The sequence below is a fragment of the Streptomyces sp. NPDC002092 genome (genome assembly GCF_053593775.1).
In genome coordinates, this window is sequence record NZ_JBSFDG010000004.1 from 277,800 (window position 1) to 303,917 (window position 26,118).

The 26,118-nt window shown below is 70.3% G+C and carries 28 protein-coding genes; 16 read left to right on the forward strand and 12 right to left on the reverse strand.

Annotated elements, in window-relative coordinates; genetic code table 11:
- The first annotated feature begins 5 nt into the window (after positions 1–5).
- Positions 6–944: an N-acetylneuraminate synthase family protein gene (locus ACWCRD_RS11350; protein WP_365838664.1), complete on the forward strand. Its 939-nt coding sequence runs from the start codon at positions 6–8 to the stop codon at positions 942–944.
- A gap of 32 nt (positions 945–976) precedes the next feature.
- Positions 977–2,044 (forward strand): hypothetical protein, encoded by a 1,068-nt coding sequence (locus ACWCRD_RS11355; RefSeq protein WP_450965612.1) that lies wholly within the window; start codon positions 977–979, stop codon positions 2,042–2,044.
- Positions 2,045–2,163: 119 nt separating this feature from the next.
- Here the strand turns inward: ACWCRD_RS11355 and ACWCRD_RS11360 are convergent, their stop codons facing one another.
- Both ACWCRD_RS11360 and ACWCRD_RS11365 read right to left on the reverse strand, forming a co-directional pair.
- Positions 2,164–2,832, reverse strand: a complete 669-nt coding sequence (locus ACWCRD_RS11360) for a class I SAM-dependent DNA methyltransferase (RefSeq protein ID WP_450965613.1) — start codon at positions 2,830–2,832, stop codon at positions 2,164–2,166.
- Positions 2,833–2,846: 14 nt separating this feature from the next.
- Positions 2,847–2,972 (reverse strand): hypothetical protein, encoded by a 126-nt coding sequence (locus ACWCRD_RS11365; RefSeq protein ID WP_450965614.1) that lies wholly within the window; start codon positions 2,970–2,972, stop codon positions 2,847–2,849.
- Between the two features lie 265 nt (positions 2,973–3,237).
- On the opposite strand from ACWCRD_RS11365, the gene ACWCRD_RS11370 reads away from it, so the two are divergent.
- From ACWCRD_RS11370 to ACWCRD_RS11405, 8 genes are all read left to right on the forward strand, one after another.
- Positions 3,238–4,458: a M20 family metallopeptidase gene (locus ACWCRD_RS11370; RefSeq protein ID WP_450965615.1), complete on the forward strand. Its 1,221-nt coding sequence runs from the start codon at positions 3,238–3,240 to the stop codon at positions 4,456–4,458.
- A 288-nt stretch (positions 4,459–4,746) separates the two neighbouring features.
- Positions 4,747–5,802: a BMP family lipoprotein gene (locus tag ACWCRD_RS11375; RefSeq protein WP_450965616.1), complete on the forward strand. Its 1,056-nt coding sequence runs from the start codon at positions 4,747–4,749 to the stop codon at positions 5,800–5,802.
- 200 nt (positions 5,803–6,002) lie between these two features.
- Positions 6,003–7,550, forward strand: coding sequence for an ABC transporter ATP-binding protein (locus ACWCRD_RS11380; protein ID WP_450965832.1), 1,548 nt, complete (start codon positions 6,003–6,005; stop codon positions 7,548–7,550).
- Positions 7,547–8,671, forward strand: a complete 1,125-nt coding sequence (locus tag ACWCRD_RS11385; protein ID WP_450965617.1) for an ABC transporter permease — start codon at positions 7,547–7,549, stop codon at positions 8,669–8,671. The genes ACWCRD_RS11380 and ACWCRD_RS11385 overlap by 4 nt, the downstream gene beginning before the upstream one ends.
- Positions 8,671–9,957 carry an ABC transporter permease gene (locus tag ACWCRD_RS11390; protein ID WP_450965618.1) on the forward strand — a complete coding sequence of 429 codons (1,287 nt, stop codon included), beginning with the start codon at positions 8,671–8,673 and terminating at the stop codon, positions 9,955–9,957. The genes ACWCRD_RS11385 and ACWCRD_RS11390 overlap by 1 nt, the downstream gene beginning before the upstream one ends.
- Positions 9,954–10,355, forward strand: coding sequence for a cytidine deaminase (locus tag ACWCRD_RS11395; protein ID WP_450965619.1), 402 nt, complete (start codon positions 9,954–9,956; stop codon positions 10,353–10,355). Before ACWCRD_RS11390 ends, ACWCRD_RS11395 begins: the two co-directional genes overlap by 4 nt.
- A gap of 86 nt (positions 10,356–10,441) precedes the next feature.
- Positions 10,442–11,719, forward strand: coding sequence for a thymidine phosphorylase (locus ACWCRD_RS11400; RefSeq protein ID WP_450965833.1), 1,278 nt, complete (start codon positions 10,442–10,444; stop codon positions 11,717–11,719).
- Between the two features lie 96 nt (positions 11,720–11,815).
- Positions 11,816–12,400, forward strand: coding sequence for a Uma2 family endonuclease (locus ACWCRD_RS11405; RefSeq protein ID WP_450830326.1), 585 nt, complete (start codon positions 11,816–11,818; stop codon positions 12,398–12,400).
- Position 12,401: 1 nt separating this feature from the next.
- On the opposite strand, the gene ACWCRD_RS11410 is transcribed toward ACWCRD_RS11405, so the two are convergent.
- On the reverse strand, positions 12,402–13,322 hold the full coding sequence (locus ACWCRD_RS11410) for an AEC family transporter (RefSeq protein WP_450965620.1): 921 nt from the start codon (positions 13,320–13,322) through the stop codon (positions 12,402–12,404).
- 144 nt (positions 13,323–13,466) lie between these two features.
- Here ACWCRD_RS11410 and ACWCRD_RS11415 point away from each other — a divergent pair, with 144 nt between their 5' ends.
- On the forward strand, positions 13,467–13,853 hold the full coding sequence (locus tag ACWCRD_RS11415) for an STAS domain-containing protein (protein ID WP_450965621.1): 387 nt from the start codon (positions 13,467–13,469) through the stop codon (positions 13,851–13,853).
- Here the strand turns inward: ACWCRD_RS11415 and ACWCRD_RS11420 are convergent.
- Positions 13,737–14,741, reverse strand: a complete 1,005-nt coding sequence (locus ACWCRD_RS11420) for a sigma-70 family RNA polymerase sigma factor (protein WP_450965622.1) — start codon at positions 14,739–14,741, stop codon at positions 13,737–13,739. The two genes, ACWCRD_RS11415 and ACWCRD_RS11420, sit on opposite strands and share 117 nt — an antisense overlap.
- A gap of 174 nt (positions 14,742–14,915) precedes the next feature.
- A complete protein-coding gene (locus ACWCRD_RS11425; RefSeq protein ID WP_450965623.1) occupies positions 14,916–16,211 on the reverse strand; it encodes an MFS transporter in 1,296 nt (431 codons plus the stop codon).
- A 63-nt stretch (positions 16,212–16,274) separates the two neighbouring features.
- Between ACWCRD_RS11425 and ACWCRD_RS11430 the strand changes: the two genes are divergently transcribed.
- Complete coding sequence (locus ACWCRD_RS11430) at positions 16,275–17,246, forward strand: LysR substrate-binding domain-containing protein (protein ID WP_450965624.1); 972 nt, start codon at positions 16,275–16,277, stop codon at positions 17,244–17,246.
- Positions 17,247–17,331: 85 nt separating this feature from the next.
- Here the strand turns inward: ACWCRD_RS11430 and ACWCRD_RS11435 are convergent, their stop codons facing one another.
- Positions 17,332–18,093, reverse strand: a complete 762-nt coding sequence (locus ACWCRD_RS11435) for an alpha/beta hydrolase (RefSeq protein ID WP_450965625.1) — start codon at positions 18,091–18,093, stop codon at positions 17,332–17,334.
- Between the two features lie 113 nt (positions 18,094–18,206).
- On the opposite strand from ACWCRD_RS11435, the gene ACWCRD_RS11440 reads away from it, so the two are divergent.
- Both ACWCRD_RS11440 and ACWCRD_RS11445 read left to right on the forward strand, forming a co-directional pair.
- Positions 18,207–19,364 carry an adenosine deaminase gene (locus tag ACWCRD_RS11440; RefSeq protein WP_450965626.1) on the forward strand — a complete coding sequence of 386 codons (1,158 nt, stop codon included), beginning with the start codon at positions 18,207–18,209 and terminating at the stop codon, positions 19,362–19,364.
- Positions 19,365–19,504: 140 nt separating this feature from the next.
- A complete protein-coding gene (locus ACWCRD_RS11445) occupies positions 19,505–19,855 on the forward strand; it encodes an ATP-binding protein (protein WP_450965627.1) in 351 nt (116 codons plus the stop codon).
- 79 nt (positions 19,856–19,934) lie between these two features.
- On the opposite strand, the gene ACWCRD_RS11450 is transcribed toward ACWCRD_RS11445, so the two are convergent.
- The 5 genes from ACWCRD_RS11450 to afsQ1 all read right to left on the reverse strand — a co-directional run bounded on the left by ACWCRD_RS11450 (position 19,935) and on the right by afsQ1 (position 23,708).
- Positions 19,935–20,138 (reverse strand): PspC domain-containing protein, encoded by a 204-nt coding sequence (locus tag ACWCRD_RS11450; RefSeq protein WP_030929945.1) that lies wholly within the window; start codon positions 20,136–20,138, stop codon positions 19,935–19,937.
- A 97-nt stretch (positions 20,139–20,235) separates the two neighbouring features.
- Positions 20,236–20,787: a VanZ family protein gene (locus tag ACWCRD_RS11455; RefSeq protein WP_450965628.1), complete on the reverse strand. Its 552-nt coding sequence runs from the start codon at positions 20,785–20,787 to the stop codon at positions 20,236–20,238.
- Between the two features lie 82 nt (positions 20,788–20,869).
- Positions 20,870–21,472, reverse strand: coding sequence for a hypothetical protein (locus ACWCRD_RS11460; protein ID WP_450965629.1), 603 nt, complete (start codon positions 21,470–21,472; stop codon positions 20,870–20,872).
- Positions 21,469–23,034, reverse strand: a complete 1,566-nt coding sequence (locus ACWCRD_RS11465; RefSeq protein WP_450965630.1) for an ATP-binding protein — start codon at positions 23,032–23,034, stop codon at positions 21,469–21,471. Before ACWCRD_RS11465 ends, ACWCRD_RS11460 begins: the two co-directional genes overlap by 4 nt.
- Positions 23,031–23,708 (reverse strand): two-component system response regulator AfsQ1, encoded by a 678-nt coding sequence (gene afsQ1 / locus ACWCRD_RS11470; protein WP_030929935.1) that lies wholly within the window; start codon positions 23,706–23,708, stop codon positions 23,031–23,033. The genes ACWCRD_RS11465 and afsQ1 overlap by 4 nt, the downstream gene beginning before the upstream one ends.
- Positions 23,709–23,972: 264 nt before the next feature.
- Here afsQ1 and ACWCRD_RS11475 point away from each other — a divergent pair, with 264 nt between their 5' ends.
- A complete protein-coding gene (locus ACWCRD_RS11475) occupies positions 23,973–24,716 on the forward strand; it encodes a SigE family RNA polymerase sigma factor (protein WP_344404457.1) in 744 nt (247 codons plus the stop codon).
- 171 nt (positions 24,717–24,887) lie between these two features.
- On the opposite strand, the gene ACWCRD_RS11480 is transcribed toward ACWCRD_RS11475, so the two are convergent.
- Complete coding sequence (locus ACWCRD_RS11480; RefSeq protein WP_450965631.1) at positions 24,888–25,523, reverse strand: uridine kinase family protein; 636 nt, start codon at positions 25,521–25,523, stop codon at positions 24,888–24,890.
- 126 nt (positions 25,524–25,649) lie between these two features.
- On the opposite strand from ACWCRD_RS11480, the gene ACWCRD_RS11485 reads away from it, so the two are divergent.
- Complete coding sequence (locus ACWCRD_RS11485) at positions 25,650–26,051, forward strand: hypothetical protein (protein WP_450965632.1); 402 nt, start codon at positions 25,650–25,652, stop codon at positions 26,049–26,051.
- Positions 26,052–26,118 lie beyond the last annotated feature (67 nt).

Sequence of the window (26,118 nt, forward strand, 5' to 3'; positions counted from 1 at the left end):
CTGCCATGAGCACCAACTCCCGTCTGCGCACCTTCGGTTCGAAGACCGCCGGCCCCGGTCAGCCCGTCTACGTCGTCGGCGAGATCGGCATCAACCACAACGGCGAGCTCGAGAACGCCTTCAAGCTGATCGACGCCGCCGCCGAGGCCGGCTGCGACGCGGTCAAGTTCCAGAAGCGCACCCCCGAGATCTGCACCCCGCGCGACCAGTGGGACATCGAGCGCGACACCCCCTGGGGCCGGATGACCTACATCGACTACCGCCACCGCGTGGAGTTCGGCGAGGACGAGTACCGCCAGATCGACGAGTACTCCAAGGAGAAGGGCATCGCCTGGTTCGCCTCCCCGTGGGACACCGAGGCCGTCGCCTTCCTGGAGAAGTTCGACGTCCCCGCCCACAAGGTGGCCTCCGCCTCCCTCACGGACGACGAGCTGCTGCGCGCCCTGCGCGCCACCGGCCGCACGGTCATCCTCTCCACCGGCATGTCGACCCCGAAGCAGATCCGCCACGCCGTCGAGGTCCTCGGCTCGGAGAACATCCTGCTCTGCCACGCCACCTCGACGTACCCGGCGAAGGCCGAGGAGCTCAACCTCCGCGTGATCAACACCCTGCAGGCCGAGTACCCGAACGTCCCGATCGGCTACTCCGGCCACGAGACCGGCCTGCAGACCACCCTCGCCGCGGTCGCCCTCGGCGCCACCTTCGTCGAGCGCCACATCACCCTGGACCGCGCGATGTGGGGCTCCGACCAGGCCGCCTCCGTCGAGCCGCAGGGCCTGACCCGCCTCGTCCGCGACATCCGCACCATCGAGGCCTCCCTCGGCGACGGCGTCAAGAAGGTCTACGACTCCGAGCTCGGCCCCATGAAGAAGCTGCGCCGCGTCCCGGGCGTCGTCGCCGAGGCGGAGATCGCCGCGGCGGCGGGCGAGCCGGTCTCGGTCTGAGTCGCCACCACTCACGGGACGGTCATACGTCGATGAGCCGCCGCGCCGGATCCGCCGGCAGCACCTCCACTCTCGCGTTCGTCGAGAGCCCGGTACAGCTCCTGAACGTGCTGGAGTGGGCGCATGCCCAGGCGCCCGGCGCGGGGCTCACCCTCGTCGTCCTGTCCCCGACCGACCCCATGACCCGCGGCCAACTGCGCCGCATGGCCGAACTCGCCCGCGACGAGGGCCACACGGTCCGCTGGGAGGAGGCCCGGGGCGGCCCCGCGGCCCCCTTCCAGACGATCGGCGGGCTGACGGGCACGCTCCGCAGGGCCGACCGCATCGTCCTGGGCGACCCCTTCTCCCGGTACGTGCAACTCCTGCTGACCATCACCAAGGCCCGCGACCTGGTCGTCGTCGACGACGGCACGGCCACGATGGAGTTCGTCGCCCAACTGGCCCGCGGTGAGCGTCTCGTCCGCTGGCACCGCAAGGGCGGCCGCCCGGGCCTCCGGGACCTGATCTTCGCGCCGGTGTCCTCCAAGGCCCGCCGCCGCCTCACCCCGAGCGCCAAACGCAAGGTGGCGGTCTTCTCCTCCATGCCCATGGAAGAGACCCCGCCCGGCGTGACGGTCCACGCCAACGACTTCTCCTGGACCCGCTTCCGCTTCGGCCCGCCCCGCATCACCAAGGGCGCCGACATGGTGGGCACCTCGCTGGTGGAGACCGGCGTGGTGGACGGCGACCGCTACCTGGAGGCCGTCCGCACCCTGGCGAAGACCCACGGCGCCACCCGCTACTTCGCCCACCGCCGCGAGAGCACCGACAAACTCCACCGCCTGGCCGTCGAGACGGGCCTGGAGATCGTCCGCCCCGACCTCCCCCTGGAACTGATCGCCCGCCGAGGCCCCATCGGCCGCACGGTCCTCAGCTTCCCCTCCACGGTCGTCCACACCCTCCCGCTGGCCCTGACAGGCACGGAGGTCCGCGTCGCGGTCTGCGACATCGACCCCGAGTGGCTCACCGAGAACGCGTCACCCCGAGCACAGGGCTTCCTGTCGGGCGTGACGGGAACGGCGAGGGACGTGACCCGCCTGTCGGCCGTCACGGCGGCGTGAGGCCGCGCCCCGAAGGGGCGCGGGACTGTGTCGATATGCGGCTCCGCCGCGTGGCCGCGGCCGGCCACGACGTCGCCGCAGACGAAGAACAACCCGCAGCCGCACAACCCGCGGAGCGGTCACGCACCCTTGCGGGCCAGCAAGAACGCCCGCGCCCGCGTCTCGTCCTCCGCCGGCTCACGCAGCACCCGCGCCTCCACCCGCAGCCCCGCCTCGACCAACTGCTCGGCCACGGCATCCGGCGTACGCCAGTAGTAGTCCAGCGAGATCTCGCGACCGAACCGCTCCTCCAGGCGCAGCAGCCCGTCCTTTTCACCGCTCTGGAAGGCGAGCAGAACATGCCCGCCGGGCACCAGCACGCGCCGGAACTCCTCGAAGACCCCCGGCAGGTGATCGTCCGGGACATGGATGATCGAGTAGAGCGCGAGCACACCGCCCAGCGTCTCGTCCGGCAGGTCCAGCGCGGTCATGGACCCCACGTGGAACCGCAGCCCGGGATGCGCCTGCCGGGCCAGCGCCACCATGCCGGGCGACACGTCGATCCCGAAGGCCGGCACCCCGAGCGCGTCGAGCCGGGCGGTGACATGACCGGGCCCGCTGCCGACATCGGCGACAGGAGCCGTACCGGCCGCTCGGACGAGCTCCGCGAAGGCCGTGACCAGGGCCAGGTCCAGCGGTCTGTCGCTCAGATGGTCGGCGAACTGCTCGCTGTACGGGCGGGCGATCGCGTCGTAGGAGGTTCGGGTGGCATGCAGGAAATCCGGGCTGCCCGGTATCGCGGAGCTCACGGGCCCGCACCCTACTAGCGGTCGTCCGTCGTCCAGGTGAAACCGCCGAGAGAGTCCGGCGACGCCTGGCCGAACCTCTCCCCGAACTCCTGCCCGGCCGTCTCCCGGGCCTCGTCCGCCCCGCGGCGGGGCCCCGCCACCGCCGGTACAGCGAAACCGCCGGCACCAGCGGCCTGCCCGCCGGGATCATCACGATCAGCAGACCGGTGCGGTCCCGACAGGTGGAACGGAACCGCCGGACAGGCGCGGGGCGTGGTATGCGTAGAGAAAGGCAAGGTATACCCATGTCAACCCTTGCCCATGCGTCGAGCGGCCAGATTTTCTTCCCCTGAGGGGTTGAACTTTTGTTGATCGAGGGTCAGTTGGCCACCCCGGCGTCCTACGCTTAAGAGGGTGAAGCAACTGATGTCACCAGAGTCCGAGGTCGACCTCGCCGGGGAAGCCGTGCTCGACGGCACGCTGCCCGAGGCGCTGTATGCCGAACTCGTCGCCTTCCGCCGCGATCTGCACATGCACCCCGAACTCGGCAACCAGGAGTTCCGTACCACCGCGGCGATCAAGGAGCGGCTCGAGGCGGCAGGCCTGCGGCCCCGTGTGCTCGCCACCGGTACCGGGGTCGTCTGTGACATCGGGGAGTGGGACGGCGGGCGGCCCATGCTCGGTATGCGCGCCGACATCGACGGCCTGCCCATCCCGGACACGAAGAGTGAGTGCCCGTACCGCTCGACCGTGCCGGACCGCGCACACGCCTGCGGCCACGACGTGCACACGACCGTGGTGCTCGGCGCCGGCCTGGTCCTGGCCGAGCTGCACAAGCAGGGGAAGCTCCCGCGGCCCGTGCGCCTGGTCTTCCAGCCGGCCGAGGAGGTGCTGCCCGGCGGCGCCGCGGACGCGATCGACTGCGGTGTGCTGGACGGCGTCGGCCGGATGATCGCCGTGCACTGCGACCCCCGGGTCGACGCCGGCCGGATCGGCCTGCGCCACGGCGCCATCACCTCGGCCTGCGACCGGCTCGAGGTCGCCCTGGACGGGCCCGGCGGGCACACCGCCCGCCCGCATCTGACCACCGACCTGGTCACCGCCGCCGCCCGCGTCGCGATCGACGTGCCCGCGCTCGTCGGCCGACGGATGGACACCCGTTCCGGTCTCGCGGTGACCTGGGGCCGCATCGAGTCGGGGCACGCCCCGAACGTCATCCCGCAGCACGCCGAGCTCTCCGGCACCGTCCGCTGCCTCGACATCGAGGCCTGGCGGCAGGCCCCGGACCTCGTGGTCGCCGCCATCGACGAGGTCGCCAACCTGCACGGTGCCAAGTCGGAGATCAACTACGTGCGCGGCGTCCCGCCCGTGGTCAACGACGGGGACGTGACCGACCTGCTGCGCGACGCCATGACCGCCCGCCGCGGCGCCCAGTCCGTCGAGGACACCGAGCAGAGCCTCGGCGGCGAGGACTTCTCCTGGTACCTGGAGCACGTCCCCGGCTCCATGGCCCGCCTCGGCGTCCGCACCCCGGGCGAGCGCACGGTGCGCGATCTGCACCAGGGCGACTTCGACGCCGACGAGACGGCGATCACGGTCGGTGTCGAACTGTTCACGGCGGCGGCACTGCTGGACGCGGCTCAGTGATCCGAGCGTGCGGAGCGGCCCCCTCGGGGGCCGTTCCACCGACCGGCGCAACATGCTCGTAAGCCAATCGTGCACGCATCGAAATCCGGGTGTGTGACGGCGTAAGACCCTGAGTTCAGACAGCGTTTGCCTCGAATCGATAACGGCTTCGAGAGGGGTGTTTTTCTGACATCTACGCGCGTTACGATGCCGCGAAGCCGACGCCGCAGGGGCGTCCGGGCCCGAGCACTGGCAAGGTGCTCACATGAAGCGCCGACATGGCGCTCAGGTCAGGTGAAGGAGCCTCCCGTGCGCCGGGTAGCCAAGCTTTCCGCTGCGTGTATCGCCACCGCAGCTCTCGCAATGACTGCCACAGCCTGTGGCAGCACCTCGTCCGACACTGGCAGCTCGTCCTCCCCCTCGGGCAGCAGCAAGGGCATCAAGATCGGTCTCGCCTACGACGTCGGCGGCCGTGGTGACCGTTCCTTCAACGACTCCGCCGCGCGCGGTGCCGACAAGGCCGTGAAGGAGTTCAACGGCTCCATCAAGGAACTGACCGCCAAGCCCTCTGACACCGAGGCCGACCGCGAGCAGCGCCTGACCGACCTGGCGAGCGCGGGCTACAACCCGATCGTCGCCGTCGGCTTCTCCTACGCCGCCTCGATCGACAAGGTCGCCAAGCAGTTCCCGAAGGTCAACTTCGGTCTGATCGACTCGGTCGCGACCTCCCCGAACGTCGACAGCATCACCTTCACCGAGGAGCAGGGCTCCTACCTTGCCGGTGTCGCGGCGGCGCTGAAGACCAAGAAGGACCACGTCGGCTTCATCGGTGGTGTGGACGTCCCGCTGATCAAGAAGTTCGAGGCGGGTTACGTCCAGGGCGTCCACGACACCAAGCCCAAGGTCAAGGTCGACGTCCAGTACCTGACCCACGGCTCGGACACCTCCGGCTTCTCCAGCCCCGACAAGGGCAAGGCGGCCGCGCAGGGCATGCTCGACAACGGCGCCGACGTGATCTACTCCGCGGCCGGCTCCTCCGGCAACGGCTCGATCGAGGCCGTCAACGGCGTCAAGGGCGCCTGGGCCATCGGCGTGGACTCGGACCAGTACAACATCCCGGGTCTGGCCAAGTACAAGAACTCGATCCTGACCTCGATGGTCAAGAACGTGGACGTCGGTGTCTACGACTTCATCAAGTCCGTGCACGACGGCAAGCCGCTGACCGGCAACCAGGTCTACTCGCTCGCCAAGAACGGTGTCGGCCTGGCCACCAGCGGTGGCTTCATCGACGACATCAAGGCCCAGCTGGACGCCGCGAAGAAGAAGATCGTCGACGGCACCGTCAAGGTCAAGACCGCCCCGTGATCTGACGGTTCCCGCCGAACCCCGGCTCGGCGAGGGCGCGTTCCCACAGCCCCTCGCCGAGCCATAACAATGTGTCAACTCTACGCGTGTAGCATGGAGTTGCCGCGCTAGCGTCGCCGACGCCTGCCCTCCCCCTCAGCCCCCTTTGTCCCCGAGGAGAGTGCGCCATCAACGCGTCCAGCCCTCCCGCTGCCGTCGAACTGCGCGGCATCACCAAGCGATTCCCCGGCGTCGTCGCCAACAAGGACATCGACATCACCGTCCGTACCGGAACCGTCCACGCCCTGTGCGGTGAGAACGGCGCCGGCAAGTCCACCCTGATGAAGATCCTCTACGGCATGCAGCAGCCGGACGAGGGCACCATCACGGTGAACGGCGAGACGGTCACCTTCCACAACCCCGCCGACGCCATCGCCCGCGGCATCGGCATGGTGCACCAGCACTTCATGCTCGCCGACAACCTCACCGTCCTGGAGAACGTCGTCCTGGGCGCGGAGAAGCTCCACGGCATCGGCGCCAAGGCCCGCGCCAAGATCAAGGAGATCTCCGACGCATACGGCCTGAACGTCCGGCCCGACGTCCTCCTGGAAGAGCTCGGCGTCGCCGACCGCCAGCGCGTGGAGATCCTCAAGGTCCTCTACCGCGGCGCCAAGACCCTCATCCTCGACGAGCCCACCGCCGTCCTCGTGCCGCAGGAGGTCGACGCCCTCTTCGACAACCTGCGCGAGCTGAAGGCCGAGGGCCTCACGGTCATCTTCATCTCCCACAAGCTGGGCGAAGTCCTCTCCGTGGCCGACGAGATCACCGTCATCCGCCGCGGCACCACCGTCGGCACGGTCGAGCCCGCCGGCACCACCCCCAAGCAGCTCGCCGAGCTGATGGTCGGCAGCGAACTGCCCACCCCGGAGACCGAGGAGTCCACGGTCACGGACGTGCCGCTGCTGAAGCTGGACGGTCTGCGCCTGGCCCAGACCGACCTCGACGGCGTCGAGCGGATCATCCTCGACGACATCTCCTTCACCATCCACAAGGGCGAGGTCCTCGGCATCGCCGGCGTGGAGGGCAACGGCCAGTCCGAGCTGGTCGAGGCCATCATGGGCATCCGTGACCCGGACGCGGGCGTCATCAGCCTCGACGGCACCGACATCTCCCACGCCCCCACCCGCGACCGCCGCGAGGCCGGCGTCGGCTACATCCCCGAGGACCGCCACCGCCACGGCCTGCTCCTGGAAGCGCCGCTGTGGGAGAACCGCATCCTCGGCCATGTCACCGAGAAGCCCAACTCCCGCGGCCAGCTCCTCGACATCAAGGCCGCCCGCACCGACACCGAGCGCATCATCCAGGCGTACGACGTCCGTACCCCCGGCATCGACGTCACCGCAGCCTCCCTCTCCGGCGGCAACCAGCAGAAGCTGATCGTCGGCCGCGAGATGAGCCACGCGCCCAAGCTGCTGATCGCCGCCCACCCCACCCGCGGTGTGGACGTCGGCGCGCAGGCCGCGATCTGGGACCACATCCGCGAGGCCCGCCGTGAGGGCCTGGCCGTGCTGCTGATCTCCGCCGACCTGGACGAGCTCATCGGCCTGTCCGACACCCTGCGGGTGATGTACCGCGGCCGACTGGTCGCCGACGCCGACCCCGCCACCATCACCCCCGAGGAGCTGGGCTCCGCCATGACGGGTGCGGCCACCGGCCACCTGGAGCACACCGAGGACTCCGCCGAGGACCACGAGGACGACGCCCGATGAACAAGCTGACCCAACGCATCGACAAGGAGCGGCTGCTCCTCGGCATCGCGGCGCCGCTGCTGGCGATCGTCGCCGCGCTCGTCGTCACCGCCCTGGTCATCCTCGCCACCGGCAAGAACCCGGGCTCCGCCTTCAGCGACATGCTGACCTACGGCTCCGCCAGCGACAGCCAGGTCTACATCCTCAACAAGGCGACGACGTACTACCTGGCGGGTGTCTCGGTGGCCATCGGCTTCCGGATGAACCTGTTCAACATCGGCGTCGACGGCCAGTACCGGATCGCCGCGTTCTTCGCCGCGGTCCTCGGCGGCGCGCTGACCACGCCCGGCTGGATCTCCATCCCGCTGATCATCCTGTGCGCCATGGCGACCGGTGCCCTGTGGGCGGCCATCGCGGGCGTCCTCAAGGTGACCCGCGGTGTCAGCGAGGTCATCTCGACGATCATGCTGAACTCGATCGCCACCGCGATCATCGCCTACCTCCTGCAGCCGGGGAAGCTCGCAGAGCTGCAGAGCGGCGGCACGGTGATCTCCACCAAGCCGCTGCCGTCGTCCTCGTATTTCTTCCAGATCGACACGGGCGCGGCGGGCGAGCTGTGGGGCTTCATCGTCGTCGCCGTGGTCGTCGGCATCGCCTACTGGTTCGTGCTCGGCCGCACCCGCTTCGGCTTCGACCTGCGCACCGTCGGCCAGTCCGAGAGCGCGGCCTCCGCGAGCGGTGTCTCCGTCAAGAAGATGATCGCCACCAGCATGGTCATCTCCGGCGCGGTGGCCGGTCTGATCGGCATGCCGACCCTGCTCAACGACAGCCACCAGTTCAGCAACGACTTTCCGACGGGCATCGGCTTCACCGGCATCGCCATCGCCCTGCTCGGCCGCAACAACCCGGTCGGCATCGCGCTCGGCGCGCTCCTGTGGGGCTTCCTGGAGCGCACCACCAACCACCTCGAGTTCGAGGGGTACGACAAGGAGATCCTCGGCGTCATCCAGGGCGTGATCGTCCTGTGCGTCGTCATCGCCTACGAGCTCGTACGCCGCTACGGCCTCAGGCGCCAGCAGCAGCGGGTCGGCGCCGAGCTCGCCGCCCAGGCCGCCACGACCCAGAAGCAGGAGGTGGCGTGATGACTGCCACGATGACCGACACGCCGCCCCCCGCGGCTCCCAAGGCGGACACCGCACGTGGCCGCTCAGGCCGCTCGTTCGGCCAGATCCTCATGATCGTCGCCGGTGCGCTGCTGCTCGTCGCCGCGGTCCGCGTCATCACCGGCTCCGATCAGCTCACCTCGGAGGGCCAGGTCTCGGCCGCCCTCGGCCTGGCGGTGCCGATCGGCCTCGCGGGTCTGGCCGGTCTGTGGTCCGAGCGGTCCGGTGTGGTCAACATCGGCCTCGAGGGCATGATGATCCTCGGCACCTTCGGCGCCGGCTGGATCGGCTGGCAGTCCAACCCGTGGCTCGGCCTGTTGTGCGGCATCGGCTTCGGCGTCCTCGGCGGCCTGGTACACGCGGTTGCGACCATCACCTTCGGTGTCGACCACATCGTCTCCGGTGTCGCGGTCAACCTCCTCGCACTGGGCACCACCCAGTACCTCGCCAAGATCTTCTTCACGAACGGCAAGGCGGCCGACGCGGGCGGCAACCCCAAGCAGTCCCCGCCCGTCGGCTCGCTGCCCAACTTCGACGTACCGGGCCTGTCCAACGGGCTGCACTCCATCGAGAACCATCACTGGTTCCTGATCTCCGACCTCGCCGGCATCCTCGGCGGCCTGGTCACCGACCTGTCCGTCGTGACGGTCTTCGCCGCCCTGCTGTTCGTCGGCAGCTGGTGGCTGCTGTGGCGCACCCCGTTCGGTCTGCGGCTGCGCTCCTGCGGTGAGAACCCGATCGCCGCGGAGTCCCTCGGCGTCAACGTCTACAAGTACAAGTACGCGGCCGTCGCCGTCTCCGGCGGTCTCGCCGGCCTCGGCGGTGCCTTCCTCGCGCTGGTCACCTCGCACACCTACCTGGAGGCCCAGACCGGCGGCCGAGGCTACATCGGTCTCGCCGCCATGATCTTCGGCAACTGGCGGCCCGGCGGCCTCGCCATGGGCGCGGGCCTGTTCGGCTACTCCGACGCGCTGCAGCTGCGCAACGGCGGCCAGACCGTTCACGCCCTGCTGCTCCTGCTGGTGGTGCTGCTCGTGGCGATGGCGGGCTGGAAGCTGTACAAGAAGGCGCACTGGCAGGGCGGCATCAGCCTCATGGTGGGCGCGGGCGTCCTGGTCTGGTACCTGGTCACCGACGAGGTCCCGAGCGACTTCGTGGGCGCCACCCCGTACGTCGTCACCCTGCTGGTGCTGTCGCTGTCCGCGCAGCGGCTGCGGATGCCCAAGGCGGACGGCATGCGTTACCGGAAGGGCCAGGGCAAGTGACCCCGCCGGCCGCCGTCGACTGGGAGGCGCTGCGGGACCTGGCCCGCGAGGCCATGTCCCACGCGTACGCCCCCTACTCGGGCTTCCCGGTCGGGGTCGCCGCCCTGGTCGACGACGGCCGCACGGTCACCGGCTGCAACGTCGAGAACGCCTCCTACGGCCTCGGCCTGTGCGCCGAGTGCGGGCTGGTCTCGGAGCTGCAGCGGACCGGCGGCGGGCGCCTGACGCACTTCACCTGCGTGGACGGCCGGGGCGAGATCCTCGTCCCGTGCGGCCGCTGCCGCCAGCTGTTGTACGAGTTCGGGGGCCCGGACCTCCTGGTGGAGACCCCGGCGGGAATCCTCCCCCTCTCCGAGATGCTGCCGCAGGCCTTCGGGCCGGGCCATCTCGACAAGTAACTACCGTACGGCCCCTCCGGTTTGAACCCTTCGAGCGGAGGGGCCGCACACTTCCATGAACCTCGGAAGGAACGCACCCCATGGCCATGGACGCCATCTCCGTCATCCGCACCAAGCGGGACCGCGGTGAGCTCAGCGACGAGCAGATCGACTGGGTCATCGACGCGTACACCCGCGGGGAGGTCGCCGACGAGCAGATGTCCGCGCTCGCCATGGCCATCCTCCTCAACGGCATGAACCGCCGTGAGATCGCCCGCTGGACCGCCGCGATGATCGCCTCCGGCGAGCGCATGGACTTCTCGTCCCTGTCCCGCCCCACCGCCGACAAGCACTCGACCGGCGGCGTCGGCGACAAGATCACCCTCCCGCTGGCGCCCCTGGCCGCGGCCTGCGGAGCGGCCGTTCCGCAGCTGTCGGGCCGCGGCCTCGGCCACACCGGCGGCACCCTGGACAAGCTGGAGTCGATCCCCGGCTGGCGCGCGCTGCTGTCCAACGAGGAGATGCTGGACGTCCTCGACACCACCGGCGCGGTGATCTGCGCGGCGGGCGACGGTCTGGCCCCCGCGGACAAGAAGCTGTACGCGCTCCGCGACGTCACGGGCACGGTCGAGGCCATCCCGCTGATCGCGTCCTCGATCATGTCCAAGAAGATCGCCGAGGGCACCGGCTCCCTGGTCCTGGACGTGAAGGTGGGCACCGGCGCCTTCATGAAGACCATCGAGGACGCACGGGAACTCGCCTCCACGATGGTGGGCCTGGGCACGGACCACGGAGTGAGGACGGTCGCGCTGCTGACGGACATGTCGACCCCGCTGGGTCTGACGGCGGGCAATGCCCTCGAAGTCCGCGAGTCGGTGGAGGTCCTCGCGGGCGGCGGCCCGTCCGACGTGGTGGAACTGACCATCGCGCTGGCCCGCGAAATGCTCGACGCGGCCGGAGTGAAGGACGCCGACCCGGCGAAGGCCCTGGCCGACGGCTCCGCGATGGACGTCTGGCGCCGCATGATCGCGGCCCAGGGCGGCGACCCGGACGCGCAGCTGCCGGTGGCACGCGAGCAGCACGTCATCAAGGCCCCGTCCTCGGGCGTCCTCACCCGTCTCGACGCCTACGGCATCGGCGTCGCCGCCTGGCGCCTGGGCGCGGGCCGCGCCCGCAAGGAGGACCCGGTGCAGGCGGGCGCGGGCGTGGAGATGCACGCCAAGCCGGGCGACACGGTGACCGAGGGCCAGCCCCTGCTGACCCTGCACACCGACACCCCCGAGCGCTTCGAGTACGCGCTGCAGGCGGTGGAGGGGTCTTACGACATCGGGGCGGCGGGGGCGGAGTTCTCGGCGTCGCCTGTCGTGCTGGAACGTATCGCCTGACCAGGGGACTTTCCCTTTCGAGTGAACGGGATCGGTGGACCCCCACCGGTCCCGTTCGGCATGCTGGGATCGGTGACGCAACCGAAGGAGACCGCCATGAGCGCACTCACCGTGGGCCACGACCCCGAGCAGAGCTGGGACGACCTCGTCCGGTTCTGGGAGGAGATGGACTGGCCCGAGGGCAGCAAGGTGGAGATCATCGAGGGGATCATCACCGTGTCACCTGCTCCCGCACCCCGTCACAACGTGATCGCGGAACGCATCCAGCGTCGCCTGTACTCCGTGATCCCTGAGGACTGGGGGGTCTACCAGACACAGGCCATCGCCGTCCCCTCGCGGCTGGGCATGTTCATCCCGGACATCCTGGTCGCCCCGGTCCAGGAGTGCACCGAGGCGGACACCTATCTGCCGGGCGCCGTGGCCGAACTCGTCGTCGAGGTCACCTCCAGGAAGAACGCCCGCCACGACCGTGTGAGCAAGCCGGCCGCCTACGCCTCCGCAGGCATCCCGCTCTACCTCCTGGTCGACCGCTGGGCACCCGAGGGCCCCACCGCGACGCTCTACGGAGAGCCGCACGGGGACGTCTACCGCCCGCTCGCCGTCGCCAAGTTCGGCGAACTCCTCACCATCCCCGCGCCCTTCGACCTCGTCATCGACACCAGCGAGTTCCCCGAGACCTGACTCACCCCAACAGCGCCGCCACGACCACCAGCACCGGCACCGACAACACCGTCGACAACAGGATCGAGTCCCGCGCCAAGCCCTCCGCCACCCGATAGCGGCTCGCGTACGTGTACAGGTTCTGCGCCGCCGGAAGCGCCGACGTCACCACCACGTCGAGCAGTTGGTGGCCGTGCAGCCCGAACACCCCCACCGCCAGAGCCCACGCGGCCACCGGCTGGCCCAGCGCCTTCAGTGCGACCGACAGGAACACGGGGAGCCGGTCGGCGCCCCGCCCCGGCATCGTGCTGCCGCACAGGGAGATGCCGAAGGCCAGCAGGACCGCCGGGACGGACATGTTGCCGATCAGGGTCACCGGGTCCATGACCGCGGCCGGGACCTTCACACCGAGCGCCGAGACCGCCACTCCGGCAAGCGAGCCGACCGCGATCGGGTTGCGCAGCGGCGTGAGCAGCCGCAGCCACAACGGGCCCTTGTCGCCCTTGCCGGACAGGTCCAGGACCGTCAGGGCGATCGGCGTGACCGCGATGATCTGGAACAGCAGCACCGGCGCCACCAGCGAGGCGTCGCCCAGCACATACACCGCGATCGGGATGCCGAGGTTGCCCGAGTTGACGTAACTGGAGCACAGGGCGCCGATCGTCGTACGGCCCACACTCCAGCCCCGTACGACACCGACCGCGACGAAGACACCGGCCGCAGCCGCCGTGCTCATGGCCGTCACCAGCAGCCGGCTGGAGAAGATCACCGACAGGTCGGCCCGCGCGAGCGTGGTGAACAGCAGCGCCGGGGACGCCACATGGAAGGCCAGCTTGGTCAGCACCTCGCGTCCGTGCTCGCCGAGATGTCCCTGCCGTCCGATGACGTAGCCCACCCCGATGACGACCGCGATGACCGCGAAGCCCGTCAGCACTCCCTGCACGGTGCCCCCTCGGCGGGGAGGAGGCCGTCGGGTAGCCGGGGCGGTGCGGATGCTTGGGGCATACACCCAACCCTCCGGGGGAGGAGGGTGACAGGTCAATGTGATCCCGGTCGGCGGACACGCCCGACAGGAGGGTGCGCGGCGATGAGTTCCGCCCGCCCGGCCGGTCTACCGCTCGTGGATGCCATGACACCCGCCGTACTCGTGCTGCCCGGCCCTGTCACCCGTGACGAGGTGAACGGGCTGTGCGAGGACGTGCGGGCGCTGCTGGAGGCCACCGGTGCCGGGGTGGTGGTGGTCGACGTCGCCGCGATCGGGCCGCCGGGGCTGGGTGCCGTGGATCTGCTGGCGCGGCTGGAGCTGGCCGCCCGGCGGGCCGGGGGCCGGATCCGGCTGCGGGATCCCGCCCCGTCGCTACACGCCCTCCTCGACCTGGTCGGGCTCCGCTTCGAGGTGGAGGGGCAGGCCGAACAGCGGGAACCAGCGCGCCGTGTCGAGGAAGAAGTGGAACCCGGAGAGCCCGCCGTCTGATATCTCCAGCACCTGCACCGCCCACGGGGTGAAGCCGCCCTTCTCCGGGTCCGGCTTGTACTGGGCGAACCCCGGCAGGCCGTTGACCTGGACCGGCAGCAGCCGGGAGCCCTCGCAGGCGGAGCCCAGGGTCGTCATGAAGCCCGTGATGTCGTCGTGCCCGGTCAGCCACAGGTCGAACGGCGGCATCGTCATCACGGCGTCCTCGTGGAGCAACGCCGTCAGCGCGGTCATGTCGTACCCCTCGAAGGCCGCCACATAGCGGTCCAGGAGCTTGCGCTGCTCCTCGTCGAGAGGGTCGGAGACGGCCGCGGCTGCCGCTTTGTCGCCCTGCTCGCGCTCGGCGAGTGTCGCCCGGGCCCGCTGCAGGGCGCTGTTGACCGACGCCACCGAGGTGTCCAGCAGCTCGGCGACCTCACTGGCCTTCCATGCGAGGACCTCGCGCAGGATCAGCACGGCGCGCTGCTTGGCGGGCAGCTGCTGCAGGGCCGCCATGAAGGCGAGCCGCACGGACTCCTTCGCGACGGCGGCCTCCGCCGGGTCCTCGACGGTCGGCAGCACGCGGGCGTCGGGCATCGGCTCCAGCCAGGTGTTGTCCGGGCGGGGGGAGAGGGCGGCCTGGGCGAGGGGCGTCGATTCGCTCAGGTCCATCGGGCGGGCGCGCTTGTTGCCGGCGGTCAGCATGTCCAGGCAGACGTTCGTCGCGATGCGGTACAGCCAGGAGCGGAGGCTGGAGCGGCCCTCGAACTTCTCGTAGCTGCGCCAGGCGCGGACCATCGTGTCCTGTACCGCGTCCTCGGCCTCGAAGGAGGAGCCGAGCATGCGGTAGCAGTAGCCGGTCAGCTCGACTCGGTGTTTCTCGAGCCTGACGTCGAGGTCTGTCGTCATGGTCCACCCACCCCTGTGGCCGTTCTGTGTCGCGCCTTTGCGCCCAGCAGGTTCGAAGCTAGCGCAGGGCACTGACAATGGCGTGCCGAGCAGGAGAATGTGCAGGTGGGTGGGGGTCGCCGGCCCAAGGGGCTTCGCCCCCTGGACCCCCGTTCGGCCTGAACGGCCTCGTCCTCAGACGCCGGACGGGCTGAGAGTGCGCGCCGTCGCCCTGGCGGCCCGCGTCCCGAACACCGTGATCGTCACGACCCCCAGCACCGCCAGCAGGCCGACCAGCACCGTCCCGGTCCAGCCGCTCGCGTGGAAGGCCAGCGCACCGACGGTGCTGCCCGCGCTGGAGCCGACGTAGTACGCCGACTGGTACAGGGCGGAGGCCTGCGCACGCCCCGTCGTCGCCGTCTTGCTCACCGCCGACGACGCGACCGCATGCCCGGCGAAGAACCCGGCGGTGATCAGCACCAGCCCCAGCAGAACCGGCACCAGAGACCCCGCGAGGGTCAGGGCCAGGCCCGACGCCGTCGTACCGCCCGCCAGGTACAGCGCCCCACGGCGGCCCAGCCGCCCCACCAGCCGCCCGGCGGTGGACGCGGACACCGTACCCACCAGGTAGACCAGGAAGATCGACCCGATGATGCCCTGCGGCAGCGAGAACGGCGCCTCCGTGAGGCGGTAACCGATCACCGTGTACACACCGCCGAACACCGTCATGAACAGCGCCCCGATCGCATACAGCCGGCACAGCAGCGGGTTCGACAGGTGGTCGCGGACCGTGCGGGCCAGGACCCGCGGCCGCAGCGAACCCGCCTTGAAGTGACGCGGAGCGGGCAGCAGCAGCCGGAAGGCCACCGCGCACACCACCGCGATCGCCCCGATCACACCGACCGCGACCCGCCAGCCACACTCCTGCGCGACCCACCCGGTGATGACCCGGCCGCTCATCCCGCCGACACTGTTGCCCGCGACGAACAGCCCGATCGCCGTGACCAGCGCCTTCGGCCGGACCTCCTCGGCGAGATACGCGGTCGCCGACGCCGGGAGCCCGGCCAGCGCAGCCCCCTGCACAGCCCGCAGCACCACCAGCCCGGTCAGCGAGGGCGCGAACGGCACCAGGAGCCCCACCGTCACCGCGACCGCCAGCGAGCCCGTCATCACCGTACGACGCCCGAACCGCTCCGACAGCGCACTCATCGGAAGGACGAACACCGCGAGGCCACCGGTCGCCGCCGCCACCGTCCAGCTCGCCGCACTCGCCGTGACCCCGAACTCGCCGGAGATCAGCGGCAGCAGGGCCTGCGTGGAGTAGAGCAGTGCGAAGGTCGCGACCCCCGCGAGGAAGAGGGCGAAGCTCATCCGGCGGTAGCCGGGGCCGCCCGGCGTCATACGGGAATCGACGACAGGGAGGACAGGAACAGTGGGGACAACGGATGCGGCGCCCACGACGGTGGACGCCCCGGTACTGGCGGGAGACATGCCTCGAAGCTACGTACGACCCCGCTCATCCGTCCAATGCATGGAATCGCCATAATCGTTCCCATGGTGCATCAGCAGAGGTCACAAGCTCGTCTGTCACCGTCCAGTGACACAAAAGACGCCAAGGCCGCCCACGACATCGTCTCGCTGCTCGCCCCGCGCCTCGCCCACTTCGCCGGTGTCGCCCGCACCGAGCACGTCACGCGTGCCGCCCACGAGATGCAGGTCCCGCAGTCCACCCTTTCCCGGGCAATGGTCCGCCTCGAACAGGACCTGGGCGTCGACCTGTTCGCCCGCCGCGGCCGCACCGTCTCCCTCACCCCGGCCGGCCGCACCTTCCTGGGCTCCGTCGAACGTGCCCTCGCCGAGATCGAGCGCGCCGCCGAGGAGGTCCGCGCCGACGCCGACCCGGCCACCGGCAAGGTCGCCTTCGGCTTCCTGCACACCATGGGCGCCGAAACGGTCCCCGGTCTCATCCACGCCTTCCGGGCCGACCACCCCCGCGTCCGATTCAGCCTCGTCCAGAACTACGGCGAGGCGATGCTGGAGAAGCTGCGCGCGGGCGAACTCGACCTCTGTCTGACCTCCCCGGTCCCGGACGCCCCCGACCTGGTGGCCCGCCGCCTCGACGAACAGAAGCTCCGCCTGGTCGTCCCGGCCGACCACCCGCTGGCGTCCCGCCGCCGCATCCGCCTGGCCGAGGCGGCCGACGAAACCTTCGTCACCCTCGAACCTGGCTACGGCATGCGCCGCATCACCGACGACCTCTGCAAGGAGGCCGGCTTCCGGCCGAGAATCGCCTTCGAGGGGGAAGAGGCGGAGACGTTGCGGGGCCTGGTGGCTGCGGGCCTGGGAGTAGCCCTGCTCCCTCCACCCGCCTTCCCCCGCCCGGGAGTTGTGGAACTCACGGTCACGGCCCCGAGAGCGGCCCGCGAAATCGGCGTGGCATGGCTGGACGGCCACCCGGACACACCCCCCGTGGCCGCCTTCAAGAAGTTCCTGCTCTCAAGAAGGGGCAACTTGCTGCCCACGTGAAGGGGAGCGCCCCAAAGGGGCGCGGGGAGCGGCGCGATCAACCACTACGCCCCCGCACCCCGCAGCGAACCCGAGCCCCGGGCTCTCACCGGCGCAGAGACTTGCCAAAACCCGCAGCCAACGGCATCCGCAACCCCAGCGGCGGCGGAGCCGCCAGTGCGTCTTCCACCGGCCGCGAAAACGACCGCCCGAACAACACCCCCATCACGAAGTCCTCCGCCAACGCATGCACTTCACTCCGGTACTGATGCAACCCATGACCGTCGGAGTGCACTTCGAACCGGCAGACATCCCGGTTCGCCTTCTTCGCCCGCGCCGCCAGCCGGAAGGACAGCTCGGGGTCGCAGACGTCGTCCCTCGTGCCGTGAACGATCAGCACCCGCCGCCCCGCCAGCTGCTTCACCGGTTCAGGCGAAGCCGCGACGTCCTCCTCGGGCAGCCAAGGCGCCATCGCCAGTACGGAGTTGACGGCGTCGTGCCCGCCCGCGCGCAGTGCGGCCCGGCCGCCCATCCCGAGGCCGGCGAGGCAGACGGGGACGTCGCCGTAGCGCCGTACGGCTTCGTCCGCGGCCCAGGAGGCGTCTCCCGCGAGATGGGCCTCGCTGCCGTTCCAGCCGCGGTAGCGGTAGTGGACGACATGGGTGGCGAGGCCCTCCTCCCGCCCGGCGCGGGCCAGACGGCGGCCCAGTGCGCGGACGGAGGCGGTCGCCAGCACGGGGGACGGTCTGCGGGCCGACTCCTCGTCGCCGCCGGGGAGCAGCAGAACCACTCCGCTCACCGCCGTCGGTTCCGGGCCGAGCGCCCTCCCCAGCCGGGCCCGTCGAACCGGCGTCGCTTGGTGTGCCATGACAGAACAGTGTCAGAAGCGCAGGTGTACGTGCCCCGTCCATGCGGTCACCGTTACGTATCGACGGAGTTGTACAACGCGCCATCTACGCGCGTAGGAGGTAGAGTGCGGAAATGACGAGCCAGACCATCTCGAACACCCCGACGCCGGAGCAGATCCGCCGGGCGCCGAAGGTTCTGCTGCACGACCACCTCGACGGCGGCCTCCGGCCGGGGACGATCGTCGAACTCGCCCGCGATGCGGGCTATGACCGCCTCCCCGAGACCGACTCCGGCAAGCTCGGCGTCTGGTTCCGGGAGGCCGCCGACTCCGGTTCGCTGGAGCGGTACTTGGAGACCTTCTCCCACACCGTCGGCGTGATGCAGACCCGGGACGCGCTCGTGCGGGTCGCGCGCGAGTGTGCCGAGGACCTCGCCGAGGACGGGGTGGTGTACGCAGAGGTGCGGTACGCCCCCGAGCAGCACCTGGAGGGCGGGCTGACCCTCGAGGAGGTCGTGGAGGCCGTCAACGAGGGCTTCCGGGAAGGGGAGCGGCTCGCGCGGCAGAGCGGCCACCGGATCCGCGTGGGCGCCCTGCTCACCGCCATGCGGCACGCCGCCCGCGCCCTGGAGATCGCCGAACTCGCCAACCGCTACCGTGACTTGGGCGTGGTGGGCTTCGACATCGCCGGCGCCGAGGCCGGTTACCCGCCCACCCGGCACCTCGACGCCTTCGAGTATCTGAAGCGCGAGAACAACCACTTCACCATCCATGCCGGTGAGGCCTTCGGGTTGCCGTCCATCTGGCAGGCCCTTCAGTGGTGCGGGGCGGACCGGCTGGGGCACGGTGTGCGCATCATCGACGACATCCAGGTGCACGCCGACGGTTCGGTGAAGCTCGGGCGGCTCGCCTCGTACGTACGGGACAAGCGCATCCCGCTCGAACTGTGCCCCAGTTCGAACCTCCAGACCGGGGCGGCGGAGTCGTATGCCGAACACCCGATCGGGCTGCTGCGCCGACTGCACTTCCGTGTGACCGTGAATACGGACAATCGACTCATGTCCGGCACAAGTATGAGCCGGGAATTCGAGCACCTTGTCGACGCCTTCGGTTATTCGCTCGACGACATGCAGTGGTTCTCCGTCAATGCGATGAAATCAGCGTTCATTCCTTTCGATGAACGACTGGCGATGATCAATGACGTGATCAAGCCTGGATATGCCGAGCTGAAGTCCGAATGGCTGTTCCAGCAAACCGCTTCCACCAGCGGTTCTGTACCCTCGGAGGAGTAACCGGGGATATCGGGGTGTATGGAATGCGGACGGGTATTCACAACCCGTTCGCATTTCGATGTTTGCGGCGGGCGGGTGCCCGTGTTTACGGTCGTGGACACCGCTCACATTTCCCCAACCCCATTTCGAGGATTCATTTCATGAAGCAGTCTGCTGCCAAGACCCTCGGTGTCGCCGCTCTCGGTGCCGCCTTCGCCGCCACGGGCGCGGGCGCCGCGAACGCGGCCCCGGCGGTCCCGGACGCCACCGGCATGCTGGGCTCCGTCACCAGCGCGCTCCCGGCGCAGAACGTCTCCCAGGCGCTGCCGGGTGCCCAGGCGGCGGTGGCCCAGGGCAAGCCCGCCCTCGACCGCGGTCTGTCCTCCGTGCAGCCGTCGGCCGGTGCGCTCACCGACGGGTCCGCGCCGGTCGCCGGGCTGCTCGGTGGTCTGCCGGTGCAGTCGAGCCTGCCCACGCGCGGCCTGCCCGTGAACGGCATGCCGATCGGCTGAGTCCGCCTCGCGAACGCGCCGATGGGGCGCACCCCCGGGCACGGGGGTGCGCCCCATCGGCGTACCAGCGGAAAGGGCCTCACCAGGCGGTGCGGGCGGCCTTCTCCTCGGAGGGCAGCAGGATCCACAGCGCTATGTAGAGCAGGAACTGCGGACCCGGCAGCAGGCAGGAGAGCAGGAAGATCACGCGCATGGTGGTCGCGGAGGTGCCGAAGCGCCGCGCCAGACCGGCGCACACGCCGCCGATCATGCGGCCGTGGGTGGGGCGGACGAGGGCGGACATGTGCGGCTCCTTCGTGAGCGTCGGATAGGAGGCGGCCTCTTGGTGGCTTCCTCATCTGTCTTCAACGCTACGGAGACGAAGGGGGCAAAGCGTCGCTCTACGGGGCGATCCCGACCCTGGGAAACGTCGGGGTTCGACCCTGAACCGCTTCCTCCTGGCGGAGGGCCGCCCCTTCCCTCCGCTCGGACCTGCGGCGGAGCCAGGAGCGGGCCGCGGGGACGACCGCGAGATGGGCGAGGGCCACACCCACGGTGTTCATCAGCAGCGAGTCCACGTCCGGGACCCGGCCGGGCACCCCGGTCTGCAGCAGCAGGATGCCCGCGGAGACCAGCGCGCCCGCGGCGACCGTACGGACGAAGGAGGCGAACGGGAAGGCCCACAGCCTGCCGTGCGCCATCGGGAGCAGTACGCCGAGCGGTGCGAGGAGGCCGACGCCCTCGCCGATGCGGCGGACCGCCTCCGGCCGGCCCAGCGCCAGGTCGGCGCGTATTCCGGCGAACGGATGCAGGTTGGGGGGCATCACCCAGGGCACATCCAGTGGGCGCAGCGTGAGCCAGGCGACGAACGCGAGGTGTGCGACAAGGAGGACACTCCCTGTCACACGGATGCGGATCGCGGCGTTGCCGCCGATGGAGCCTTGACGCTGCACGATCCCCTAGACGCCGCGTGCGGCAGGATCGGTTCCGGCTTGTCCGGAGGTACCTGGATGAGGCTTCCGCCACACCCGTACGTCAGCCGCCCGTAACCGGGCTGGACGGCGGCTGCTCGGTGCCCGGGCGGGAGCGCACCTCGTCCGTGCACTCGTAGCGGCGCAGCGGCTCCTTGCCGGGGCCGCCGAGGATGACCGAGCCGTCACCCCCGGCCGCCGTCGAGTCGGAGAAGGTGCAGACCAGCTGGGCCAGCGCGAAGGACGTGAGATCGCCGGGCGGGTTGCTGAGCCGGAGCGTGTCGTCGGGGTCGCCGGGCCGGGGGCCGGTCACGGTCATGCCGCCGCGTACGTCCGTGGTGTACCCGGCCTCCTTCTCGGCGGCCGACGGTGTCGCCGCGAGCTGGTCGAGCAGCCCCTGCGCCACCAGCACCCGCCGCTGCGAGTCCGGGGAGCCGGCCGGCACCCGTACCGTCCGGTCCACGGCGACCAGCGATGACCCGCACAGCAGGAACACCTGCACGGGCAGCCCGCGCGAGGCCTGTGTGGAGACGTCCGGCTCGGCGGGCGAGCACTGCACCTGGGAGGGCGCCGCCCCGAAGTCCGTGGGCACCTCGGTGGGCCGGATGCCGCAGCCGCTGAGTACCGCGGCGAGGAGGGGGAGCGCCAGGAGACGTCGTGCGGTCATGAGGCGTTCCCGTTCTTCCCCGTGTCCTTCTCGGACTCCTCCGTCAGCGCCGACGCGTCCCGGGGCAGCCGCAGCGTGAACACCGCACCCCCGTCGGGGGAGTTGGCGGCGGTGATCTCGCCGCCGTGGATGTGCGCGTTCTCCAGGGCGATGGACAGGCCGAGGCCGCTGCCCTCGGAGCGCGGTCGGGAGGCGCTCGCCTTGTAGAAGCGGTCGAAGACGTGCGGCAGGACGTCCTCGGGGATGCCCGGCCCGTGGTCGCGCACCGCGATGACGATCTCATCGTCCTCGGGCCGCACCGACACCCGCACCGGCGACCCGCCGTGCTTGAGCGCGTTGCCGATCAGGTTGGCGAGGATCACGTCCAGGCGGCGCGGGTCGAGACGGGCGTGGAGGCCGCGCTCGGCGTCCAGGTCGACCGCGTCCAGCCAGGCCCGGGCGTCGATGCAGGCGGTGATCTGGTCGGCGAGGTCGACGTCGTCCAGGACCAGCCGTGCGGTGCCCGCGTCGAAGCGGGTGACCTCCATCAGGTTCTCGACGAGGTCGTTGAGCCGCCGGGTCTCGCTGACGACGAGCCGTACGGCGGGCTCGATCATCGGGTCCATCGACCCGGAGTCCGCCTCCAGCTCCTCCTCCAGGATCTCCGTCACGGCGGTGATCGCGGTGAGCGGCGTACGGAGTTCATGACTCATGTCGGCGACGAACCGCCGGGACGCCTCGTCCCGCGCGGCCATGTCCTCGACCCGCTTTTCCAGCGCCTCGGCCGCGTAGTTGAACGTCCGTGACAGATCGGCGAGTTCGTCGGTCCCCGACACCCTGAGCCGGGTGTCCAGCCTGCCCTCGCCGAGCCGGCGCGCGGCGACCCCGAGCCGCTGCACCGGCTTGAGCACGGTCGAGGCGGCGGCCTGCGCGAGCAGCGCCGAGCCGACCAGCGCGAGGCCGGTGGCGATCCCCAGCGACCAGGCGAGGGAGTTGAGGTCCTTGGCCTCCGGCTCCAGTGACTTGAGCATGTAGCCGGTCGCCCCGCCGTTGATCACCCTCGTGCCCGCCACCAGGTACGGCGTGCCGTGGTTGACGACGCGCTGCCAGTACAGGTGGTAGACGTACTTGTTGCCGGAGTCGACCTGCTGCTTCTTGGTCACGGCCGCGCGCAGCGACCCGGGCACGTCCTGCAGCGAGAAGCCCTCCAGGCCGCTCGAACTGCCGTAGACGGTCCTGCCGTCGGCGTCCTGCGCGACGAGCAGCACGCTGAAGCGCTGGCTGCTGTTGGCCATCTGGCCCGCGGTGTGCTGCAGTTCGTCCTGCGTGGGGTGCGCGCTCAGGGTGCCCGCCCGGGTCTGCATCGCCTGCCGGAAGTCGCCGAGCACCGCGTCCTGGGTGCGGGTGAGCACGGCCTCGCGGTTGAGCCAGTACGCGATCCCGGACGCGGACACGGCGGCGGTGAGCGCCACCAGCCCGAAGACGACCACCAGGCGCAGCCGCAGACTGGTGAAGCGCAGCCCTGAAAGATGTCCCTTGCGAGTCGCGGCCCAGCCGCGAACCCCCCCTTGCGCTTTGGTCACTGAGGCGTGTCCAGCCGGTAGCCCACGCCACGCACGGTACGGATCAGCGTCGGGGACGACGGCACGTCCTCGACCTTGGCACGCAGCCGCTGGACACACGCGTCCACCAGCCGGGAGTCACCGAGGTAGTCGTGCTCCCACACCAGCCGCAGCAACTGCTGCCGGGACAGCGCCTGCCCGGGCCGCCGGCTCAGCTCCAGCAGCAGCCTGAGCTCGGTCGGCGTGAGCTGCAGGTCCTCGCCGTTCTTGGTCACCGTCATCGCCGCGCGGTCGATGACCAGGCTGCCGAAGCTCGCCGCGTCGGTCGACTCGCGGTCCCCGCGCCGCAGCACGGCCCGGATCCGGGCGTCGAGCACCCGCCCCTGGATCGGCTTGACCACGTAGTCGTCGGCGCCGGACTCCAGACCCACGACCACGTCGATGTCGTCGCTGCGCGCGGTCAGCAGAATGATCGGCAACTGGTCCGTGCGCCGGATGCGCCGGCACACCTCGAACCCGTCGATGCCGGGCAGCATCACATCCAGCACGATCAGGTCCGGCCGCTGCTCCCGCAGGAGCTTCAGACCGTCCTCACCGGTGGCAGCGGTGGCAACCCGGTGTCCCTGGCGCGTAAGAGACAGCTCCAGGGCCGTACGGATGGCGTCGTCATCCTCGATCAGCAACAGGGTAGGCACGCGCTCATTCTGGCCCATGGTGGGTCGGGGTTTCGACTCCGCTGCAGACCCGTACGCCTGTGTGCCCGTACCGCTCTGCTCTGTGACCGCGCTGTGTCTTCCCTGCGGCCGACCCCTGTGACAGGTCTGTGACAGTCGGCGGACACGGCCATGAAGGTGCGAGGGCAAGCTTCTCGGCACAGGCAAGGAAGCACCGCAGAGACACCGCGGAGATCCACCGCCTGAGCAAGTCGAACACCGGAAGTCCACGACGGGGGGCGCGAGATGAACATGCTGCACAGCACCAGCACCAGCGCAGTGGTCACGCGCCTGCACGACGTGAACGGGGGCCGGGGTTCCGAGAAGTCCGGTGCCGTGAGCGGGCGGGGGTGCGCTCGCGGCGCCGGGCGTCAGCACACCGCGTACATGACGGTGGTTGACACCTTCACGGGGGAGACGCACGGGGGAAGCGCGTACAGGGAGGACACGGGGGAGCGTCGCTCGCTGTCGGAGGCGGAGTTCACCGCCTACGTCCAGGAGCGCCGCGCCTCCCTGTACGCCACCGCCTACCACCTGACCGGTGACCGCTTCGAGGCCGAGGACCTGCTGCAGAGCGCGCTGTTCTCGACGTACAAGGCCTGGGACCGGATCAGCGACAAGGCCGCGGTCGGGGGCTACCTCCGCCGCACCATGACGAACCTGCACATCAGCGCGTGGCGCCGCCGCAAGCTGAACGAGTACCCGACCGAGGAACTGCCGGAGACGCCCGGCGACACGGACGCGATGCGCGGCACGGAGCTGCGCGCGGTCCTGTGGCAGGCGCTCGCCCGCCTCCCCGAACTCCAGCGCACCATGCTGGTCCTGCGCTACTACGAGGGCCGCACGGACCCGGAGATCGCGGAGATCCTCGACATCAGTGTCGGCACGGTGAAGTCCAGCATCTGGCGGTCGCTCCGCCGGCTGCGCGAGGACGAGGTCCTCAGCTTCGGCCGTGACGAGGAGGACGCCTTCGGGGAGCTCGTCGCCTGAGGGTTGGGGGGGAAGCAAGTAACGGGGGAAGCACGGGGGAGCGGTAACCGGGGGGAACCCACGGGGGACCAACGGGGGCTCATGGGGGAAGCACCACGGGGGAACGGGGGAAGCGGGACTGGAGGGCCGGGGGGTCCGTCCAGTCCCGCTTTTTTGCGTGTACCCGTCCGGTCAGCGCGAGGGGGTTGCGGCCGGGCGGCGGCCCACAGCGGCAGCCGCCAGCCGGCCCAGGGCCTCGTCCCGGTCACAGGCGTGGGCGCCGAGGGCGGTCTGGCGGGCGACGATCGAGCGTTCCTGGCGCATCAGACGCCAGCCGCGGCGCAGCAGGAACGGCACCGACTTGCGGCCCTCCTTGAGATCACGCAGGAAGCGACGGCGGAAGGTGCGGACCGCGCCGCGGTTCAGGCACAGCGCGTCGGCCAGCAGCCCCAACTCCCGGCAGCGCTCGACGATCTCGGCCGCGAAGATGCCCTCCGCGATGAACAGCGGGGTCCGTCCTATGTCGACGGTCTCCTCACCGGTGCGGGCCGAGAGCGAGATGTCGTAGACGGGAACCTTCGTACGGCCCGTGCGGCACAGCTCCGCGATCGCGGCGACGGCGGTGTCCGTGTCCCAGGAGTCCGGGTGGTCCCAGTCGATGTCGGAGCTTCCCGCCACCAGCGGCAGCGTCGGGTCCTCGCCCTCCTTGTAGAAGTCGTCGAGGCGCAGCACGGGCAGGCCGGAGCGGGCGGCGACAAGGGACTTGCCCGAGCCCGAGGGGCCGCAGAGCAGCACGACGCGGGCGGCGGAGGGGAGATGGATGCTCACGGGACACCAGTTTGACGTATTCCGTACGTCCTGCCGACCCCGCGGGTCGGCTTTGGTGTGCGCATCACATCTCAACTACCCTTCGTGTCGACCTGATTACTCAGCGAATCCAAGGTGACTACTGCAATGGCACGACACGCTTCCCCCTCCAAGCCCACCGCCCAGCGCGCCCTGATCGCCCTCGCGACCGTCTCGGCGGCCCTGGCCGCGAGCGCGGCGACGGCTTCCGCGGACTCGACGGCCGCCGTGAAGGTGCCGCTGTCGCCGGCGACCGCGGCGAACACGCTCAGCAAGCTCGACCCGCAGAAGAGCCTCCAGGGCCCGACCGGTCAGGTGCGGTCGGTCACCGGCTCCGTCCAGGGCCTCAAGCGCAACGCTCTCCCCGGCAACACCGTCGACCCGACGAGCAACCACATCGCCGGCCCGCTCTCCGGGCTGAGCTACCTCGCCGAGACGAGCCCGGTCGGTACGGTTCCGGCGGCACTGACGACGGCCGCCATGCTGCTGGGCGGCCCTCGCCTGGTCTGAACCCGGCCGGCGCATTGAAAGAGAGCCGCGTCTTCCCCCGAGGGAGGGAGGACGCGGTTCTCCGGTC